General features: G+C 39.3%; 18 protein-coding genes and 2 pseudogenes. 4 read left to right on the top strand and 16 right to left on the bottom strand.

What is annotated here, in order from left to right; genetic code table 11:
- Window positions 1–322 precede the first annotated feature (322 nt).
- From BM241_RS08845 to BM241_RS08820, 7 genes are all read right to left on the bottom strand, one after another.
- On the bottom strand, window positions 323–1,018 hold the full coding sequence (locus BM241_RS08845) for a PHP-associated domain-containing protein (protein ID WP_242948344.1): 696 nt from the start codon (window positions 1,016–1,018) through the stop codon (window positions 323–325).
- A gap of 223 nt (window positions 1,019–1,241) precedes the next feature.
- On the bottom strand, window positions 1,242–3,290 hold the full coding sequence (locus BM241_RS08840; RefSeq protein ID WP_092282556.1) for a thioredoxin domain-containing protein: 2,049 nt from the start codon (window positions 3,288–3,290) through the stop codon (window positions 1,242–1,244).
- A 229-nt stretch (window positions 3,291–3,519) separates the two neighbouring features.
- Complete coding sequence (locus BM241_RS12485) at window positions 3,520–3,693, bottom strand: hypothetical protein (RefSeq protein WP_169729733.1); 174 nt, start codon at window positions 3,691–3,693, stop codon at window positions 3,520–3,522.
- 137 nt (window positions 3,694–3,830) lie between these two features.
- The gene (locus tag BM241_RS08835) at window positions 3,831–4,040 is read right to left on the bottom strand and encodes a DUF6485 family protein (protein WP_025747411.1); all 210 of its coding nucleotides are present in this window, start codon (window positions 4,038–4,040) and stop codon (window positions 3,831–3,833) included.
- Window positions 4,041–4,079: 39 nt separating this feature from the next.
- Entirely contained in the window at window positions 4,080–4,451 is a 372-nt protein-coding gene (locus BM241_RS08830) for a VOC family protein (RefSeq protein WP_025747412.1), read from the bottom strand.
- A complete protein-coding gene (locus BM241_RS08825) occupies window positions 4,451–5,239 on the bottom strand; it encodes an MBL fold metallo-hydrolase (RefSeq protein ID WP_242948342.1) in 789 nt (262 codons plus the stop codon). Before BM241_RS08825 ends, BM241_RS08830 begins: the two co-directional genes overlap by 1 nt.
- 21 nt (window positions 5,240–5,260) lie before the next feature.
- Window positions 5,261–6,082 (bottom strand): AraC family transcriptional regulator, encoded by an 822-nt coding sequence (locus tag BM241_RS08820; protein WP_025747414.1) that lies wholly within the window; start codon window positions 6,080–6,082, stop codon window positions 5,261–5,263.
- 155 nt (window positions 6,083–6,237) lie between these two features.
- On the opposite strand from BM241_RS08820, the gene BM241_RS08815 reads away from it, so the two are divergent.
- Complete coding sequence (locus BM241_RS08815) at window positions 6,238–7,506, top strand: alpha-L-fucosidase (RefSeq protein ID WP_025747415.1); 1,269 nt, start codon at window positions 6,238–6,240, stop codon at window positions 7,504–7,506.
- Between the two features lie 76 nt (window positions 7,507–7,582).
- Here BM241_RS08815 and BM241_RS08810 read toward each other — a convergent pair whose 3' ends face one another.
- The 9 genes and pseudogenes from BM241_RS08810 to BM241_RS08765 all read right to left on the bottom strand — a co-directional run.
- Entirely contained in the window at window positions 7,583–9,766 is a 2,184-nt protein-coding gene (locus tag BM241_RS08810; protein ID WP_092282555.1) for an AraC family transcriptional regulator, read from the bottom strand.
- 71 nt (window positions 9,767–9,837) lie between these two features.
- Window positions 9,838–10,830, bottom strand: coding sequence for a glycoside hydrolase family 130 protein (locus BM241_RS08805; RefSeq protein WP_092282554.1), 993 nt, complete (start codon window positions 10,828–10,830; stop codon window positions 9,838–9,840).
- Between the two features lie 114 nt (window positions 10,831–10,944).
- Window positions 10,945–12,825, bottom strand: coding sequence for a heparinase II/III domain-containing protein (locus BM241_RS08800; protein WP_092282553.1), 1,881 nt, complete (start codon window positions 12,823–12,825; stop codon window positions 10,945–10,947).
- Between the two features lie 139 nt (window positions 12,826–12,964).
- A complete protein-coding gene (locus tag BM241_RS08795; protein ID WP_092282552.1) occupies window positions 12,965–14,587 on the bottom strand; it encodes an extracellular solute-binding protein in 1,623 nt (540 codons plus the stop codon).
- A 69-nt stretch (window positions 14,588–14,656) separates the two neighbouring features.
- Complete coding sequence (locus BM241_RS08790; RefSeq protein ID WP_207648991.1) at window positions 14,657–15,607, bottom strand: ABC transporter permease; 951 nt, start codon at window positions 15,605–15,607, stop codon at window positions 14,657–14,659.
- 51 nt (window positions 15,608–15,658) lie between these two features.
- Window positions 15,659–16,552: a carbohydrate ABC transporter permease gene (locus BM241_RS08785; RefSeq protein ID WP_092282551.1), complete on the bottom strand. Its 894-nt coding sequence runs from the start codon at window positions 16,550–16,552 to the stop codon at window positions 15,659–15,661.
- Window positions 16,553–17,649: 1,097 nt separating this feature from the next.
- Window positions 17,650–17,730, bottom strand: a complete 81-nt coding sequence (locus BM241_RS08775; protein ID WP_092282549.1) for a hypothetical protein — start codon at window positions 17,728–17,730, stop codon at window positions 17,650–17,652.
- 645 nt (window positions 17,731–18,375) lie between these two features.
- Window positions 18,376–19,323 (bottom strand): HNH endonuclease, encoded by a 948-nt coding sequence (locus BM241_RS08770; protein WP_092282548.1) that lies wholly within the window; start codon window positions 19,321–19,323, stop codon window positions 18,376–18,378.
- Window positions 19,324–19,645: 322 nt separating this feature from the next.
- Window positions 19,646–19,933 (bottom strand): annotated as a pseudogene (locus BM241_RS08765) (RNA-guided endonuclease InsQ/TnpB family protein); the annotation flags it as partial.
- 174 nt (window positions 19,934–20,107) lie between these two features.
- Between BM241_RS08765 and mntA the strand changes: the two are divergent.
- From mntA to hepT, 3 genes and pseudogenes are all read left to right on the top strand, one after another.
- Window positions 20,108–20,542 carry a type VII toxin-antitoxin system MntA family adenylyltransferase antitoxin gene (gene mntA / locus BM241_RS08760; protein ID WP_092282547.1) on the top strand — a complete coding sequence of 145 codons (435 nt, stop codon included), beginning with the start codon at window positions 20,108–20,110 and terminating at the stop codon, window positions 20,540–20,542.
- The gene (locus BM241_RS12480; RefSeq protein ID WP_177206138.1) at window positions 20,535–20,702 is read left to right on the top strand and encodes a hypothetical protein; all 168 of its coding nucleotides are present in this window, start codon (window positions 20,535–20,537) and stop codon (window positions 20,700–20,702) included. The genes mntA and BM241_RS12480 overlap by 8 nt, the downstream gene beginning before the upstream one ends.
- Window positions 20,681–20,952, top strand: a pseudogene (hepT, locus tag BM241_RS13180) (type VII toxin-antitoxin system HepT family RNase toxin). Before BM241_RS12480 ends, hepT begins: the two are co-directional and overlap by 22 nt.
- Window positions 20,953–21,092: the final 140 nt, after the last annotated feature.

Here is a 21,092-nt window from a genome sequence, read left to right as displayed (position 1 = left end):
AAATTATCTCTGTAATATTTTTTAAAGCCCATAGTGACATTTTTACTGAATAAAAAATTATCCTTTTTGAGGTGACATTTTCACAGACTATTGACACCCTTGCATTCATCCCCGCCCTACAAGGACGAGGCTTTCTGCAGAATTCTTGTAAATTTTGCGCAAACAAAGCCTTAGCAAATGGTTAAATAAGGAAACTCAACTGGACATACTTCGGCTTTGTTAACGCACCTATTAATAGCTTAGCCAGCTTGGTAAGCGAAAGGATTATTATTCGTATCCCCTCTATTGTCCTTTCCACAAAACCTTTAACTCGAGAACATTTTTAACCAGTGTCTTCACAATTTATAACTATCTCAACTTGTTTAAATTCCCTGTAGTACTCCACCAGTTCGCGGGCTGAACAAATGGGGTGAGGTAAACATATCCCTGCCCTGCCCACATCCTGCGGCTGGTGTGCATCCGAGCCGGCAATCATAAGAAGGCCGTTTTTTGCAGCAAATTCATAGGCCAGGTCGTTGTGGGAATCGTGACGGGGATTGCCGTTAAACACCTCCACTCCATGAAGAAGGTCGGGATCAGCGGGCTTTAAACCTACCCTAAACGGATGTGCCTGGAATATAAGTATGTTGTGGTTGTCTATCAGTTTTTTAAAGCTTTCTAGCGTATGTTTATAAAGCTCGGGATTCTCGACGAGAAAATCCTCATCTATTCCGTATACGAGATAATCCTCTACGCTCTCATGAAAGCGCAGTTCCATGCCCAGCATGACATGCAGCCCAATGCGCTCCCCTTCTTCCAGCGCCGCTCTGTATCCCGACAGAAACTTCTGCACTTTGGCCTCCCACGGCTGATCCCCCAATAGCTCGAAATAGCCGTCGTAATAGTGGTCCGTTATGATTATGCCCTGATAGCCGGCGTCCTTGTAATATCGCACCATCTCCTCGGCCGAAACCTTGCCACACGGGCTCACCTCCGAGGTATGCACATGGGTATCAATCAAAAACGATTGTCCTTTCAACTGCATCGTCTCCTTTATTACCGCAGAGATTTCATACTTAATGTACTGTACTTTTTAGCACACGCATCTTATTATAATAGATAACCGGTACCCGTTCAATAGCCTACCTCGGAGAATGCAGCCACGTGTCAATATTTTAATATAAAGTAATATGTTTCCTAACATGATTTCTGCAACCGACGAATAAGAGCGAATATAAGCCTCGCATTTAACATCAATGGCTTCAATTCAACGCTTTTAAAAGCTCATCCTTATCGACTATGGGAGCCTTGCAGGCAAAATTTTCGCATACATAAGCAGTAGCTCTGCCATCTACCGGCTTTTGCTCCCTTATATACGGCACCATCTGCTCCAGCTGCCTTCCTTCCTCATCATCTGAATGCAGGAGGCTCACGGTATGGGGTGTAAACACGGAATTAAAAGCCTTGATCATATCCATAACGTCCTGGTTTTCTTTAGAACCGGCAAAAACTATCTCCCTGGTGGGATACAGCGCAAACATGGCCGCCATCATAAAGTAAGTATGAGCAGCAGGGTATTGCTTAACGACGTCTGCAAAGGCCTTAAGCTGCCTTATCGCCATATCTTCCAGGCCCTGGTCTCCAGTCAATCTTGCCAGCCTTAACAGGTTCATAGCCGCAACTGAGTTTCCGGACGGCAAGGCTCCATCATAAACCTCCTTTGGCCGTGCAATTAAATGCTCGCCGTCGCTGCCGTACAGAAAAAATCCACCCCTATCGGAATCCCAGAACAGGCGAATCATCTGCTGGTTTTCCCTGATGGCATATTGCAAATAAACCGGTTTGTACGTGGCCTCATAGAGCTCAATCAATCCCCATATCAGATAGGCATAATCATCCAGATAAGCCGGATATGCCGTCTCGCCATGTCTGTAGCGTGCCAGCAACCTGCCGCTTTCATCCACAAGTTTATGGAATACAAACTCCGCTGCCCTTTCGGCCGCCTGGATATAGCGTTGGTCTTGCAGTATTCTGCCGCCCATGGCCATGGCAGCTATCATCAAGCCGTTCCAGGAGGTCAAAATCTTATCATCCTTAAAAGGACGAACGCGCTGTTCTCGACGCATAAACACCCTTTGCCGCAAAGGCTCAATCAAGGCTTCATCCTGGTTTACGGGTGCTGAGGTGTGGATGCGATTTGGAATGCTTCTTCCCTCAAAATTCCCTTCATCCGTGATGCCATAATAATCGCAAAACATCTGCCCCTTCCTTTCTCCCAAAACGTCTTTTATCTCGCCTGGCATCCAGAGATAGAACTTCCCTTCCTCTCCTTCAGAGTCGGCATCCTCAGCCGAATAAAATCCACCTTCAGGCGATGTCATATCCCTGAGAACATAGGTAAATATTTTTTTTGCCACTTCAGCATACACATCTTTTTTGGTGCATAAATAGGCCTCCAGATAAGCAATGGCCAACAGCGCATTGTCATATAGCATTTTTTCAAAATGCGGTACCAACCACTTCCTGTCGGTGGAATAGCGCGAAAATCCGTATCCTATATGGTCGAATATCCCTCCCCGATACATCGCATCCAGGGTCTTTTCAACCATTCCCAAAGCCTTCTGTTCACCGGTCATCTTCCAGTACCGCATGAGAAAATAAAGATTGTGTGGTATGGGAAATTTAGGCGCAGGACCGAATCCACCATATACCGGATCAAATGAGCGCTCAAGCCCTCTATAGGCCTCGTGAACGTCCTCTTTCGTCAAATCGTTCTCTCGAGAATCCAGTGTAAACTGATCCTGCAAGGCTTCAACGATCTTATTCCCCGATTCAATAAGGGCTTGCCTGTTGGTCCTCCAGGCCTGGGCCACCGCTTTCAATATATCGATAAGGCCCGGCATGCCCATACGCCCGTGTTTAGGGAAATAGGTTCCCGCATAAAAAGGCTTTTGATCCGGCGTCATTATAATGGTGAGGGGCCATCCTCCATGACCGGTAAGCGCCTGGCATACCGTCATGTATATGTGATCGATATCGGGCCTTTCCTCCCTGTCCACCTTTATGGAGATAAAATTTTCGTTGAGTATATCGGCCACTTCCTGGTCCTCAAAGGACTCTCTTTCCATAATATGGCACCAATGACAAGTGCTGTACCCTATGGATAAAAATATAGGCTTATCTTCCCGTTTTGCCTTATCAAAAGCCTCCTGACACCACGGATACCAGTCCACAGGATTGTAAGCGTGCTGAAGCAAATACGGAGATTTTTCTGAAATAAGCCTGTTTGGTTTACGGTTTTTCTCTTCCATGTCGACTTCCTTTCATGTCTAGGATAAAGTAACCATCTTTTCACTTTTATTTTTATCATCAGCAGTACTTCTTATACTTTTCTAGATATAACCTTAAGCAAAGCAAAAATTCACAAGGATTTTTTATATGATGCATCTACACATCCATTTCACAATGAGCTTTATATACATTTGGATAACTTTATAACCAAAACAAAAATGGGGTACTGCTCAATCAGTACCCCAGACATCATTTAAACAACTTTCTGAGAGCCCTGGCCGTTACCCTGCCTGCAGCTCTGCGCGCTGCCCGTTTGGCGACAGCCCCGGGCCCTTTGCTGACGGCATGGACATCCCCTAGAAAACGAGCCAGGCCATACAGCAGGCTTCTGGTCTGGCTAATACCGCTCCTTTTCCTTGGCATGCCCTTCAAGCCTCCTCTCGGGCACCGTTAACCGTAAGCCCAACTTTAATATAGCACCGTAACGAGTTACCAATCACATATACCTGCAAATACAAAGATATAACACCACCATAACTCTTTCAAGGAATACCTTAAAATCACTTATTGCCGTAGACCTGTATAAACCTCTTCAGAGAGCGATCGTATGTACGCTCCACCTCCGGCGGAAACAGGCACCCCGGCAGCTCCTTTCGGCTCCAGTGATAGGAAAGGCACTCGCAGCACTTACCCTTACGGCTACAATAATCATAGCTGCACGTGCAGTTTTTCAAATTGCTCGCCATGTTGCTGCAATCCCTGCTTGCCATGCCTTCATCCCCCTTGACAATGTTGTCTCTGTTTTAAGCTTATCTCTTCTCCGGAATAATCTCTATCCAGTATCCGTCAGGGTCCTCAATGAAGTAAATCCCCATCTTCTTATTTTCATAGCAAATGCAACCCATCTCCTTGTGATGCTGATAGGCTGCCTCAAAATCATCCACAACGAAAGCAAGGTGTATCTCGTTGTCAGACAGGTCATACGGCTCCTTTCGATCCCGCAGCCAGGTGAGCTCTATCTGATGTTCTGTGGTGCCATCGCCCATGAACACCAGAATAAAGCTCCCATCCTCGGCTTCCTTTCGCCTCAGCTCCTTAAGCCCTAGAGCCTTTTCATAAAACGCTATGCTCTTTTCCAGGTCAAGGACGTTGAAATTGGTGTGCGCCATCTTAAATTTCATTACTCATCTCTCCCTTTCTTATATATGATCTTCTGTCCCCTGTGGGACAGGAATACCACTTTTGTCGGCAGGCCTTTCATCCTGTCAGCAAACTTGCGCGTAATATCATATTGCTCCCAGAAGTGCATTGGCACAAAGAGCCCGGGCCGCAACAGCTTTATAAAAAGCTCCCCTCCCATATGATAATATTCTTTCAGCCTGGGGTCAACCGGAAAAAAAGCTATATCTATTTGCTCTCCCGCCATTTTCTCGATTTCCCTCTCAAAGCTTTCCTTATCCTGCTTGAGCTCCTCAGGTGTTGACTCATAGTACCAGTACCAGCAGTTCAAATCCCCGGCATGAAATATCTTGAGCCCATCCACCTCGACCAAAAAGGACACGCCGATATCGGTAGAGCCATAGGCCTTTATCCACACATCATCTATAAACAGTTGCTGATAATGTGAAACAAAATATGAATTCTGCAAATTTCGCTTTGCCCTGGGCTTTATATCGCTGCTCAAAACATAGACTATATCCGGTCTGTCATTTTGCCAGTCAAAAATCACATGGCTGAAATGATCCCCGTGTCCATGGGACACAAACACCACTATCTTCTTATCTTTATCCAGCTGGCCTGGAGTGACAACTCCGCTTTCAAGGCTCCTTGCTTCACCCTCGGGTTTATCACAGGAGTAGTCAAACACCAGGAAATGCCCAGCGGTTTCAACAGCAAAGCCGCTGTGATGTAAATACCATATGCTGGCTTGAGGCGCATCAATTGGACGATCATTTATATCCTTCTTCAAATATGGTTACCCCCTCTCGCGTTAAATATTTCGGAATTCCTGCGGTGAAAACCCAGTGTATCTTTTAAAAACCTTTGAGAAATACCCTGCGTCGTTAAACCCAATCATATCAGCAATTTCCTTAACCGTCAAATCAGTGGTTTTAAGCAGATGCTTGGCCTTCTCCAATCTAAGCCTGTTTATGTACTGCATTGGCGAGCAACCAAGGTGATCCCGGAAAAATTTTATGAAATAGTTGGGATGAAAATGCACAATCTTGGCAAGGTCATCGATTGTTATGTTATCATTGAGATGGGACTCAATAAAGGTTAACACCTCGCCTAGCTCCTGAGTGGAGGAATAAGCATAAAGCTGTATATCGTCCAACGATAATTTGTCAAAATACCAGGCTATGATCTCCATCATAATCCCTTTAAGCCGCAGAGCATCCGTAAAGCCGCCGCTGTGGTAACTGTCAACCAGAGCCGCAAAAAGCTCTTTAAGCTCTCGATCATCGCCAACATCCACAAACACCGGAGTCCTCACGATATCAAAAAGGTTCATCTCTCCCACTTTTGCCGTGAAATGGCACCAGTATTTTTTGAACGTGTTCTCGCTTATGGTAGAATACGACTGCACCACACCTGCCGGCATCAAAAACAGCTGTCCGGGCTTAGGATAATACTCGTCGCTTCCAATTTTAAGCCACCCTTCCCCATCGCATATATAATAAAACTTGTTGTAATCGGGCACATAGTCAAAGTCGGCCCAGCTTTGAGGGCAGCATGTGTAACTTGCCACCTGGACATCTACTTGAAGATTTGACAGGTAGTTCTTTATAAGCAGCGCTTTGTCATGCTTCATCGGCCAACCCTCTTACAATTGAAATTCCTCATACGCAAAAAGTTAGTTTTGAACAACCAAAGATTAAAAATTTCCATTTTTATTATACCATAATTTCAATATAATCTGCTAAGAGGTTTTGTTATTTGTGCAAATACTAAAAGGGAGGTAATGGCATGTCAACAGCAAATGAGCGCATCGAATGGTTTGTAAAAGCGCGTTTCGGCATGTTTATCCACTGGGGCCTTTACGCCATCCCGGCAAGGGGTGAATGGGTGAGAAGCCACGAAAAGCTCTCAATTGAAGATTATCAGCCTTTCTTTGAGGAGTTCAATCCGGTAAACTACAACCCCAAAGAGTGGGCAGCCCTGGCAAAAAAAGCCGGAATGAAGTATGCCGTCATGACGGCCAAACACCATGACGGCTTCTGCCTGTTCGACAGCAAGCTCACCGATTATAAGGCAACCAACACCCCCGCAGGCAGAGACCTCATCAGAGAATACGTCGAAGCCTTCAGGAACGAAGGCCTAAAAGTAGGGTTTTATTATTCGCTGCTGGACTGGCACCACCCCGATTATCCGGCGTATGGTGACAGTTTCCATCCAATGAGGGACAATGAAGCTTGGAAGGACAAAAAGCACGATTTTTCCAGATACATCGAATATATGCATGGACAAGTAAGGGAGCTCCTCACCAACTACGGAAAGATCGATATAATGTGGTTTGATTTCTCGTACGGCAACATGTCAGGCGAAACCTGGAAGGCCACCGAATTGGTTAAAATGGTCCGCTCCCTGCAACCCCATATCATAATAGATGACAGGCTGGGCGGTAACATCCGGTCAGTGAATAAAGAAATCTATGCCGGTGACTTCGCTTCCCCCGAACAGATCATACCGCCTGAAGGCGTTGTGGATGAGGCCGGCAATCCCATACCCTGGGAGGCATGCATCACCATGAACAACCACTGGGGCTATGCGGCGGCCGATAAGGACTTTAAATCGCCCAAACAGCTCATCAGAGCGCTGGTTGAATGTGTAAGCAAGGGTGGAAACCTCCTGCTCAACGTTGGCCCCAATGCAAAGGGAGAAATCCCAGAGGAGAGCGTTGAGATACTCACCGAAATTGGAAAATGGATGAGCAAAAACGGTGAAAGCATATATGGTTGCGGCAATGCCGGATTACCAAAACCCGAATGGGGACGCTATACAAAGAAAGGCAACAAGCTGTATGCCCACATATTTGAAAGGGGTATAGGCCCCATCGCCATTCAGGGCATAAAAGGCAAAGTCAAAAGAGCAAGGCTACTGGCCGATGGCTCTGAAGTAAACATTCAAAAGCCCTGGAACGCGCACCATTATGGCGACGCCATATTCATCAACCTCAGGAGCTCTAAACTGCCTGATGAGATTGACACCGTTGTAGAGCTGGAATTGGAGGAATAATCAACAAAAGAGCTACCACGTCTGGAAAGGATGTGGTAGCTCTTTTGTTGATTATTTCATTAGTTGTTCTTAGTAATTATATTGATGCTCTGGTTAAACTTTCTCGATACTGGCCGGGGGTTATCCCTTCCAGAGATTTAAATATCCTTATGAAGTAGTATGAATAGTTAAACCCGACTTCCTTTGCAATGTCGTTAATTGTTTTATTTGTATCCTGCAAAAGCTTTTTGGCAAGTTCAATTCTTTTCGCATTAATATAATCTGTAAAGTTGTAGCCAGTGACCTCCCTTACAATCTTGCTGACATAGTTACGGTTTAAATTAAACGTCTCAGCAATCTTATCAAGGCTAATATCGGGTTGTGTATAATACTTATCAATATAATTTACAACCGTCTTATATAGCATGCTCTTCTCATCATTATCTTGTTGTATAACTTTGTAACAAATTTCTCCTATAAATTTGTTAAAAGCATCTTTAATTTCATTTAAACTGTACACATTTAAATTGGCAACGTGTTTGAGGTCATCACCCTTAAAATAACTGTTAAAATTTCTCAATATAGAGTCCCTCAAGCGGTGAACGCCGTCAAGAATTTCATAATCAGTTATTTTAACAGCTGGATTTGTAAATAATGAGAAAAACTCATCTATTAAGGCCCTGCAGGACTCAGCATTTCCAATCGCCAGGTTATTCAACAATTGTTTCTCAAGAGCACAAGGATATTCATAAACTTCTTCCCTGTCTCTTATATCAGAAAAATAAAGTAAACGCGAATCACTGAATGTAAGTTTATATTTAAACATTTCCACGCATTCTCGATAGGATACAGGGATTAAACTAATGTGCTCTTTTATGGTACTTATACCTAGATATGCCATACTGCGATGCAACGGGTTAATTCGTTCGTATATCATTTTCGCAAGTCTTTCCTGCTTTTGCTCACAAGCCTTGAACGACGGACTATCAGGATAACAAATTACAATTGCAAGCGTATTTCTGTTTATAACTATCGGTTTTGCTCTAAGATTATCCTGTTCTTTCAAAGAATTAATCATTTCTTCAAATAACAGCTTATAGTAGCTTATAATCCTATTGGTAATGCCATTATCTTCAATGCGCAATACAATGGTACCAAATTTTGCATTATCAAATTGAAGCCAGTCCCCCATAATCTGCTGTTTTGTTTCCTCAACAACATGTATGCCATCAGTTATAAAATTTTTCCATAACTCTTCATTGTATTTTGCTAATAACCTATTAATTGGACGGGTAAATATGATGATCAAAACAACAAGCAATAAAATACTAATAGTCAATACAAATATCGAAGCATTCACAAGCCATATTAAATTTTTAACATGACTCATTAAACTACCAGTTGAAGTATTTATAGAGTTTTCGAGAATAAACTTCCATTTAAGGAATTTCGAGTGATAAACTGAGGTGATCATTATATCATTATATAAAATGTTACCCCAAAGCCCATTGTACAAAATTATATTGACTGGTTCATTTTCCAAAACTTTTCCCAACCTGTCATTTTCTTTTTCTGTGATAATAATAGAGTTTCGGTCATTAACCACATAAAAATTTAGGTACTGACTTTTCTTAAATTTAACCATCATGTCGTAGCGTAATTTATCCAAATCCACATTTACAGCTAAAAAACCAGTATTTTGCTCATTATAAAGAGGAACCGATGACACGATAGAAAAAACCAGCTTTTTTACTCTATTGTGTTCTATCAAGCGAGGCTCAAGACAATAATAAGTTTTCTCCTTAATATTAGAAAAAACAGACTGATCAGAAAAACTTTCAAAAGATGATATTTTTTCAGTATTATTGGAAGTACTAAATACTTGATTACAGGACGGAATGTATAGATAAACCGACTGAATATACTCATTGGCTAGCGTTATATCATGTAACTTTTTAAAGATTTCATTCCTGTAATCAAAGCTATTGTCATAATTTCGAACTAATTCTTGAAGTTCCATATCAGATAAGGTAGTTTTAAATACCGAATTTTTTATATTTTTTAAAACCATTTCATAAGAAAAGCCAATCTGTTTAATTAAACTTTCATTTGAATCTTTTAATTGCTGAATATAGTTATTCATAATAAAAATATAAAAAAGAACAAAATTAACTATAATTAACAGTAATACCCAAAAAGATGTAGATATTATTAACCTTTTTCGAACATTTAATACTTTTAATAAATTTACATTGCCATAAATCTTATTTAAAAAACGCATATCAGATGATCACCTCAGCGGTTAAGTGCAAAATCTTGTACAAGTGTCCTTATTTATATCTCAACAAATTCTTAAACACCTTTACACAGCCGTATTAAATCATCAACATGAGCTGTTGCAAGGCACTCCACAGTGTCGGCTGCACCGTAATAAATTTTGACTTCTCCATTATCTTCCAGAATCATCCCTCCCGGGAATATAACGTGATTTCTAAAACCTCCTGAAACTTCATAATCAGCCTCGGGTGCCATAAGCGGTTCCTTATAAACCCCGATTACCTTAGAAGGATCTTCTAGATCCAAAAGCATTATTCCCGCACAATACCTCTTCTTCCAGAAAGGTTCCCAGCCGTTTTTACCCCTATTGGGATCTATATCCACCGCATGGAAGATTACAAGCCAACCTTCTGGCGTCTTAACAGGTGGCGCACCGGGACCTATTTTATCATTAGCATAAGGTACATCCTCCACCCCCAATAATAACTTTGAATTTCCCCAGTACACCAAATCAGGAGAATCAGAAATCCAGATATCAAAACGATCTTTTCCACCTCGACCGTAAACTGGAAATGGACGTTCCAACCTTACATATTTTCCGCCGATCTTTTCTGGAAACAATACCATATTTCGGTTATCTGGAACTGTCATACTAAGAATATCAAATTTCTCAAAATCTTCAGTTACAGCAATGCCTCCTCTAATACCATGTTTTGTATCAACCGCAAAGCACATATATACTTTTCCATCTATTACTGTTAAGCGAGGGTCATACGCACGCAAGATTTCGTCATCTTTAAGTTCAAAACAAGGCTTATCCTTTACTTCCCAATGTATACCATCATCACTAAAAGCAAGCCCTAAATTAGTTCCTTCTAATCTCTGTTCCTCGATAGAACCATAGTCATTCCTAAACACCATAACATATTTACCTTGATATTTAGTAACCCCTGCATTAAATATTAAAGCAGCTTTATAAGGGACATCTTTATACGATAAAATGGGATTGTTTTCATAGCGTTTTATAACTGGACTGGATTTTAAAATGGGGGTTAATTGATTACTCACCTTATTTCACTCTCCTTTTTAGAAATTTGTTTTGTATTTATTGTTTTTAATCTTTGACCTAAACAGTTGGCTCAGTTAAAAAACATTTTGCCATTTCGTGGTTAAAAAGACAACTCAACTTTTGACAATACATGTTTGCTGCTTAAATTCTGTTTCCTGAGCATAACGCCTTAACATTATGAAAGATAAGATATCCTTTTTATTGCTTCCATAACACTTACCAACGATCACTTCCGTATTTTTCTCGCCTTTAAAACAAACATGAATCTTTAATCTCTTATAGTTAAAACACACGCTGAAGTCTTTATCAAAAATAGCATGTTTTAAATCAAACAACTGGTTATATCCATTGTCTTCGGTAAATACTTCCCTATCAACAAGCGGTAAATCAGTTTCCGCCTGGCCTCTGCAGTGAAATACCCAATCAATTTGAGATAATTTATTGCATCTAACTGTAAAAATATCCTCAAAACCTCTTTCTTGTAACGATATCTTGCGCTTAAGGCAAACTCCTTCATAAGCATCATTAGTTTGCACGAAGATGCTCTTGCCGTCATAGCTTAGCACATCTGCACGTTGAGAGTTCCTCTGCCTCCTGCCATCAATACAAACCAGGTTATGAGCAATAGATGATTGACTCCATTCTCTGGTAAACGAAATCCCATAGCCAGTGGTCCCTACATCATAGCTTAAAAGTTGACCATGTGCATATAATTCTATAGAAATCTTATCATTATGGTCATGTCCTCCTCCATTGCCCGAAAATTTGACAGTTACCCTCACCTTGTCGTTCTGCAAAACCGCTATCCCCGTGTCGGGATATAAAAAGCTTTTCCTCTTTGGTTTCCTCACTTCAGGCAAATCGACAGGCCCATATAAGAGTGCTGCCAAAGAAGCACGTACATAGCCTGTAAGCCTATTTTCGCTATTAAACAGAGCATTTAGACATTCATATGGTTTCGGAGGCATATTTCTGTATATCCACGCTAACAGCGTCTCAAGTGAATTGTCAAAATTTAACATCTGTTCATAAATGCTACATGTTTGAAAGATATTTGATTCAAACCAGCAATCATTAAAAGCAGGGAATTTGCCATCTGGATAAACTAATGGTATATAGCTTGACGCCATCTTCTTCAGCAAAGGATTTTCAAATAAATTAATACCATTCTCCAAAGCAATCCAAGCAAAGCTCACCAGAGCATTCAAAGTATAATAATGATAAGAACTTGACAGTTCATACCATATTCCTTCCTGTGTTGTTCCCTTTTTTAGATGATTTAACCATCCATACTCGCCGTAAATTGCTTGATTCAATAAATCACTATCATTTAAGTAATTAGCACAAGCCGCTACCGCAGCCTGCATCCATGCATGAATATTGTGAATAGCACCAATTTGCGGTTTAATCAATTGTAGTGCTGGGATAAAGAACAACTCGCCTATAGCATTATATTCCGCCTCACTAAAAATATTTAGATCCGCACTCATGCGTAAAATGCGCTCAATAGCTATAACAAATATCGCTTCACTAAGCACCTGTGGATAAACCTTTCCTTTCCCTGCATGCTCTCCATGCACGGGATATTTATCGTAATTATTGGCATAAAAGAGAATGGTATCATGTATATATCGTTTATATTTATCTTCATCATCTATGTGTGCCAAAATCGCTGCTCTTTCCATATTGCTCACAATAGCCGAATGCATAATTTTACGCCACGCGCCATCATACGGCCATCCACTATAGGCTTTGCCGCATACAGGACACACATGCACATGTGGTTCACTGATGTTAAACTTCAACCTCACTCCACAGTCTTTGCAAAAATAATAATGCCCCCATGCAGATTGTTCAAGAGGTGGATCTTTAGGCCATAAGCTAACGTGCTCCTCAAAGTCTCGCTTTAATGCTTTAACTAACGCAGCAGCCCAGGGCTGCGTTTTGATTTTCTCCAACACTCTGTTCCAATCAACTGTGTTGCATTTTACCATAGATAAAACATTGCCCCCTATAAACTAATTCCTAAACTAAAATTTAGATAAATTATAATATAACACCTGGCGTGTTTCAAGTTGTATAAAAATCGGCTAGCTTGAAACACGCCAAGCTTTGCCTTCTATTTTATGAGCATTACTTTTTGTTTATGCCAGACTCTCTAATAGCATTCATATACTCTTCGTAAGCAGGAATATACTCGTTTTGAATAAAATTGACAAACTCTTCACGCGAAATTTGTCCACAGATATATTTAGTCTCATACTCTTGGTATCTTGTATTAATACCCGAATCTTCAATTTTAACTAATATTTCTCTTATTCCTGGAATTATAGTTTCTGGTAAATATGTTATTCTATGCGTTTGTTTGCCTATTTCTTCATATGCCTGCATGAATGTATTGAACTCTTCCTCAGTCCCTCCTGGAACAAATAATAACCCTTTATCCTGTGTTTGAAAATTAATAGAAGCATAAGTAGAAGTATACTTAGCAGCCGCTTCTTGCTGTTCAGGCGTCCTTAAAGCAAATCTGGTTTTTGGGTCAAAACGAGTATAGGTTACTCCTTCCATCCCTATCACTAATAGTTCGTTGCATTCGTCCGTATATCCATAGTCAAGAAATGCTACAGCCCTCTCTATATGTTCACTATCAGCACTGATTCCCCAATTCCCCCAAATTTGAGGAGGATAATACACATCTGAAACAGTCTTCCCCTCAGGCCTCAAAGGCGGTCCTGCAACTAATTCTGCCTTTGGATTGGTCTTTTTGACTTGTGTGTTAGTAGGACTGGTCATATGCTCGGTAATTTTGTTTGTGTACACAGCTCCAAGCTTACCAGCATTCCACTTTTCGTCATCTTCCGCGTACTTTGTCAAATACCATTCAGGATCCATTGCACCGTTTATATACATTTCACGCAACCAGTCCACAAACTGCATATATCCTTCCTGCGCTTGCATTAGCTCATAATTACCATTCTCATCGGGCACAGAATTAGGTCTAATATTAAATCCTCCGATTAAGTTCCTGTGTAAATGTCCCATGGCTCTATTATATGACCAGCCATAAGTATCATCTTGTCCATTGCCATCAGGATCATTCTTAGCAAATGCTAACATAACCTCCGCAAACTCTTTAGGCGTTGTAGGAACTTCAAGCCCAAGTGCCTCAAGCCAATCTTTCCGATAAATGATATTATCCCATGGTTTTGTCTGCACACGTGGTAACGAGTATAACCCATTATCCAACTCTGGGATCCTCGTAAATGCCAATTCTTCTTCAGTCAACACTTTCTTCGCGTTTGGCATAGATTTTTCAAAATATTCATCTAGTTTAAGAAGGAGCCCATCTTTTGCCCAATTTCTATACAAGGTTCCCATGTCGCCTAAATATATAATATCTGGTAAATCTCCTGAAGCCATTACAATATTTAGTCGGTCACTATAATTATTTATAGGTGGAGCTTCGATTTCTAAATTAGTGTTTGTGCGCTTTTCTAGCTCCTCAATAATAGGATTTCCTTCTACAACATATTCTGGATTCACTCTAATAATCATTCTCAAAGTTACTACTTCTTCCGAACCATTAGCACTTTCATCATCCTCTGTACTCGCTTGTTCATTATTTTGAGGGTTGCTATCCTGATTTGTATCCTGGCTTGTATCTTTAGATGATGTGTTTGTGCAAGCCATTAAAGAAAATACTAGCAGAACAATCAGAAATGTCGTCAGTAAACTTCTAAAATTCTTATCTTGCATTCTTAATCCCTCCTAAAGATTTTTATATTCATACACACAAGCTTAATGCTCTTGTGTATGAAGACCACTTTAATATAGCGAGCCCCCTCTAATTTTGTTTGCCAAATAATTGGTAGAAAACAATAGCACAGCTGCAACTACAGATTTAAAAAGTCCAACAGCGGCTGAATAAGAATATCTACCACCTACAATACCAATTCTATACGTATAAGTTTCAAACACTTCAGATACACTAATATTTAATCCATTTTGAAAAAGATAAATCTGTTCGAAACCATTATTCATGAGACCACCTACTGATAAGATTAACATAACTACAATGGTATTAGCTAATCCAGGTAATGTAATGTACCATAGCTTTTGATATCTATTAGCACCATCAACAGTTGCTACCTCATAATATTCTGGATTTATAGATGATAATCCAGCTAGATAAATAATTGTACCCCAGCCAGCTTCTTTCCATATATTCCCCCCAATAATTACAGTTCTAAACCATTCTGCTGAACCTAAAAAATTGATTTTCTGTCCTCCCAACTTTTCAATAAGTGTATTTATTAATCCTTCCATAGAAAGAAAATTTGTCAAAATACCACCCAACACCACCCACGAAATGAAATGAGGTAAATACATAAATGTTTGACACGTCCTTTTAAACACTTGCTTTTTTATTTCATTTAATAGTAAAGCCAATATAATGGGTATTGGAAATGTTATAATTAAGCGTAAAGTACTAAGTATTAAAGAATTTGAAAGAACATTATAAAATATCTCGCTCCCAAAAAGTTGCTTAAAATTAGCAAAGTTATTAAAAGAACTCCCAAGAATACCTCGTTTAAAGTTAAAATCCTGAAAAGCAATTATTATTCCATACATTGGAATATATTTAAAAACAATAAGATATATCATACCCGGAATACACATTAGGTATAAATATCTTTTCTTTAATATATAATGCCAAATAGTCACTATTCTTTTATTATAAGCTCTACTATTGACTATTGAAGGTTTAACATTCATTATTCATTCCTCCATTAATTTCATTCTAACTAGATATTTAAATAAACATTATTATTCCTTAACACCACCTAGAACCAAACCAGCCATAAAATATTTCTGCAAAAATGGGTAAACGCACATGATGGGCAACGTAGCTATAATTATTGAAGCCATTTTGAGCGTAAAAGGCTGTATTATCCTTTGTTCCACCCCCTGCAATTCCATTTCATTAGCAGCTGATTCAAATACAATTTCACGTAAAACCAATTGCAATGGCCACATTTCTCGTTTTGTTAAATATATAATTGCATCAAAATATGAATTCCAGTATCCAACCACTGTAAACAGGCCCAGAGTAGCTATGATGGGCAAGCAGAGCGGTAATATTATACGAAATAATACCTGAATATCATTTGCTCCTTCAATGAGGGCAGCTTCTTCTATAGACGTTGGAAGTCCTCTAATATAATTTATCATTAATATGAGATTATAAGCTCCAAGAAGCCCTGGTAATATTACTGACCATAAATTGTTAAGTAATCCTAAACTCCTTATCAAAAGGTAATTTGGGATCATCCCACCGCTAAAAAACATAGTGATAATCCATAAGGTCATTATAAACTTTTGACCTTTTAAATCCCTCTTGGCCAGTGGATAAGCTGTCAAAACCAACAGAATCAGCGAACATATAGTCCCAACAATTGCGATAAATATGGTATTCTTATAACCAGTCCACAAATATTTATAATCCATAGCCATCTTATAAGCCTCAAATGTTATATTTTTAGGTATGAGATTAAATGGATTTTTTAGATATTCACTATATGGGATAATCGAATACACCAACACGTATATAAAAGGTAACACACATATAAGAGCAAATAAACCTGAAACTACATAGGCTATAAACGATAATGTTACCTCGTCAGCACTGACTTTAAATAGCTTGAGTTTCTTGTCTGCCATATAATTCTTCTCTCCCCATTTTAATTTAATTTTTTATAATACTTTATTATTTTACAATAATTGTGATTAACTGACAAAGCAATGAGTACTAATTATGTATTACCTTTCTGTTCAACACACGAACATCCATCGGACTAAATCATGGCTAATTATTTGCTCCTGCAATTTAAATTTTATAATGATTTTGTAGCCAAAGTAAATAATTATATTTATTATCCATAATAAAGCCGCACTTTATAGCATTTTTATTATCCTTGTGCAATAGTATTATCCATCAAAATAAGCACTATCGAACACTCTTTTAACCATAATTAAAAATTAAAAGAGCCACCACATCTTAATACAATGCGGTAGCTCTTTTGTTATGATAAAATTTGCCATCATCAAATTTTTTCGCTCATACTCTTCAAAGCAAACAAAACTTCCTCATACGTAGCATGGTCAAATTGATCCCTATTTGATAAATATTTTAGCACTTCAATCGCTTTATCCCTTTGCCCTACATTCTCAAAGAAAATATCTGAAAAAGTGGGTTTACATCGTCAATTTCAATAGTACCTTCAATAAAGGGCCTTTGTTCCCATAAAATCTGCAAATCGGGTGATCCTTCAGCACTCTCCTTATCGCCTGTTCTTCCGTTTCAATATCAAGACGGTGAGATATGCGGAAAGAGATCTGTTTTACCCCGTATGCACAGCTGGTACCCCAGACTTAGCGTAACTTTTATCTTCTTCTACTTTGAAACCGCTCTGTACGTACTTAAGCGATGAAAGTTGACCCTTACAGCGGAAACCGGGAGCTTCATGCTGTACAAGGCCCTTTTTCTTGAGTGTAAAGAAAGACTTGTACGCTTCCCGCACTTCATCCCATATGAGCTGCACGGATATTGAATAATAGCCCTTAGCCCTGGGAAGCTATTTTAGGAGGCGGTTGAGGTTCTTCCGAGAAATATTTACCTTCCTGGTTTCTTCGTACTCTTTCCGTACATGTCACAAAAGCTCCTTCTAGGCCTTGGTAGCACACGACATGGCGTCTTTTAGAATAGTTTTAGTTTCAGAATCTGTATGGATTTGCGCTTTAAGAGTAATCAGAGACACTCATTCACCACCTTCCTTTGTTTTCTGGGGTTCAATATACCGCCTGATGGTCTCGCTTAAAACCTGTCTGACTGTACCCACATAATAGCTCGGATTCCAAACATGGCCACCCGAGGTTTAGTTTTAAGCTCTGGGTACTTCACGAAAAGCATTTGGGCTGTGGATCCTCTTAGCACCTTGGCTATTACTGCCGGAGCTATTTTGGGAAGAGCAGATCGATATATACAGCGCTTTCATCGTAGGTATGCGAAGTGAGATTTCTAGTCCAACATCCCAAGCCATACGTCTCCCTCATCAATCAAGCCGGCAGCACAAACCTCCTTAAAAGCTTGTCGGGGTGTTTTTTAACATCCGCTATGCCGCTGTACGACATTTAAGCCTTGATGAGCTTCCACGAAAGCTCGTATGCGAACTCAAACCTCTATATAACTGCATCCAAAACGTATCATCCAATTGGTCCCTTTCCAGCACTTCTTTAAGCCGATTTAAAGCTTTCGAATAATCAGATAGCTTTTCTCTCGATCTTTGTATATCCATATAAGCATATAAGACAAGCCTCCATCTTTCTATTTCTTTACGATAATCCTCAGTTTACCTTTGCCTCTTCCTTTGCTCCAATCCTTTACGAAACTCCGTTTGAGCTCGTTCAACTTGCTGTTTTATTTGTACTTCCAGCTTTTCTTGCAATTTCCAAATATTAATGTTAAAACCCCATATGTTTTATATCTATAAAAATACATTTTCATTATGCCATCTTAAAAATTGAGGATCAGGTCTTTCGTTTGCATTATTGGGTATTACCGATAACTTTTTACCATGAAATGCATAATAATCTCGTCCATTCCCGTAATCTTCCTTAATTCTCTTACTAACTACTATATATAAATTTTCATCTATAGTTATATATCCTCTATCAAACAATGTATGTAAATCCCTTCTGAGCAATAAACCATTTTTTACACTATGAATACCTCCTTTAGAATAGGGTTTTATATGCGCTGCTTCAAGAGCAGGCAAAGTTTTTTCTCCCGATATTGCACAACGCCTGTTATACGCTTCTGTCACCAAAACTTTAAATGTCCCTTGCCCAATTCTTGGATATACAATGGTCGGAGCCCCATATCTATTCACATTTACATATTCTTCTACTCTGTCTGCCTCTTCATAATGCATTGGTTCATTCAATTTCATTTTTATTAATCTTTCTTCTACTTGTTCATAAAGCTTTTTTCCTATTAACGAAGACGTATCGTAAGTTTTACCTTGTACAATATTCGATTTCCAATCCTCAGGTACTGATATCCATTCACTCTCTGGAAAAAAGAATGGCGAAGAAAGGACAATACAACCTATAACAGGATCAGGTTCTATCAACCGATTAGTTTTTCGGTACTTATAAATAGCTGCTAAAAAGTCATTGTAATCCTCTACACCATTCTTCTGAGCAAATATCTCCCATGCTAATGATACAGGTAAACGTGAATACCTTACAAAAAATCCTCCACCAACTATATAATCAATTGGACTGTGTAACTTAAAAAGAAACATATCTCCTACATCAATTGCCCTAAAGTAATTTTTATCACTGGGTCTCCAAAAATTAACTTCGTCAGGGCTTATCTTTGATAAAAATTTATACCAATTATTATCAGTAACACCTACATATATCCTCAAGCAAAGCACCTCCTGATAATTTAATCAGCAATTCGCTTCAGATTCAACTCGCTATCCGTATAACTCACATTTATCTCGCCTCTTATTCAAATTTTAGTCATTTATAGTTGAACAAACTCAATTTTAAATAGAATTATATTATATCTGCCATCATTTGTGAGTGACCTCCAACCACCTATAGAGGTGGTGGCTTCATGAGAAGTTTGGTAGTCTAAGCTACCCTTATTCTCATAGGGTGGTTCACACACCCACTACTGACTATCCGCTTAATCGCAGACTCGCCAGCTACTTTCCTTCCTTAGGCAAATACCGGGTTAACAAATTTTCCTCCCTTCTTTGCTTCCAGCAATCCAACAAAGGATTTAAACGCCTCATCTACTGCTTGTACTGTCTGCTGTGCAACCTGTGATGGAAGCAATTTGTAGTTCTCGTTTTCCTTTACGAGATGATGTACCCTTTCATATTCTAGTCGTGTACCATTCTCGAAAAAGTATCTTCTAACAAGGTAGAGGCTGTAGTTATACAGATTTTTAGAAAGATGACACAACTCCCTCAATAGCTTATATGTTTGCTTATCACATCCTATATGATTTTTCTGGTTTTTGTACATTAGCCATCACCCAAGAAATATTTTACCACATTTTTAGCAATTCATCTTCTCCATTTTGTAGTAGAAGATGGAGTCTTCTTACGTATTTTTTTGATAAAATCGGGGTTTTCGACTGTTTTTTCGAATCAAAATAAGGTAAAATAGTAGTAATAAAAAAAGCAAAGGTGAACAGGCATGGACATACAGAGCATAATAGAAAAACTTCAATCCTATTTCAAAAACCAAGGAGACGTAATAGCGGCTTACCTCTTCGGCTCCACTGTTAAAGGTAAGGCAAGAAAAAATAGCGATGTTGATATAGCGGTTCTATTTGATGGGGAAAGAAGCACAATATACCGATTCCATAGAAAGCTTGAGATAGCCGGGGAATTGGAAGAGCTGCTCAACGCCAGAGTAGACGTAGTGGATTTAGAAAGCGCCGATCCGTTTTTCTTCCACCAAATAATGCTTAACAAGATACTACTGGTAGACAAGAATATCGACAAGCGAGTAGCTTTCGAAGTAAAAAAACGCAGGGAATACTTCGATATGCAGCCTTTTTATAAGTTGTACTATTCTCAGGCTTTAAAGCGGTTAGAGGAGAAACGGAGGGACATGCACCGTGGTTGAAAAATCGGTAATTGCCAGAAGGCTGGCGTACCTGGATGAGTACTGCAGGGACCTTGAGGAGGCAAGGACAAAAGTAAGCTGGGAACAGTTTTCAAATGATAAAGTTGTGAGACGCTACATTGAAAGAACTTTACATACATCGAAGCGTGCATCGATATAGCAAATCATATAATTGCTTACCACGGCTATAGAGAACCTGAAAGCAACAGGGAATTATTTCAAATATTGATGGAACAAGGAATTATCCCCAATAAGCTTGCCGAAAATCTTAAAAAATGGCTCAGTTTCGTAATATTATAGTACATGATTATATACGGATACAGCCCGAAATAGTATATGCGATTTTGAAAAACAATCTTACAGACATAATTGAATATGCGAACATTGTTAAAGAGAAATTCCTTCGATAACATTGATGTATCCTTGGCTTTATCCGTATTTTTGATGGGATATAGTATGAATTACTACTATACTCAGTAGCATGTTTTTTGTTTTCTAACACCTTTTTATAATGCGAGGAGGTATGAAATTTGTAATTGAATTGGAGGAG

It is taken from the genome of Caldicoprobacter faecalis (genome assembly GCF_900115765.1).
Lineage (GTDB): Bacteria > Bacillota > Clostridia > Caldicoprobacterales > Caldicoprobacteraceae > Caldicoprobacter > Caldicoprobacter oshimai.
This window is presented reverse-complemented; position numbering and strand designations above follow the sequence as displayed.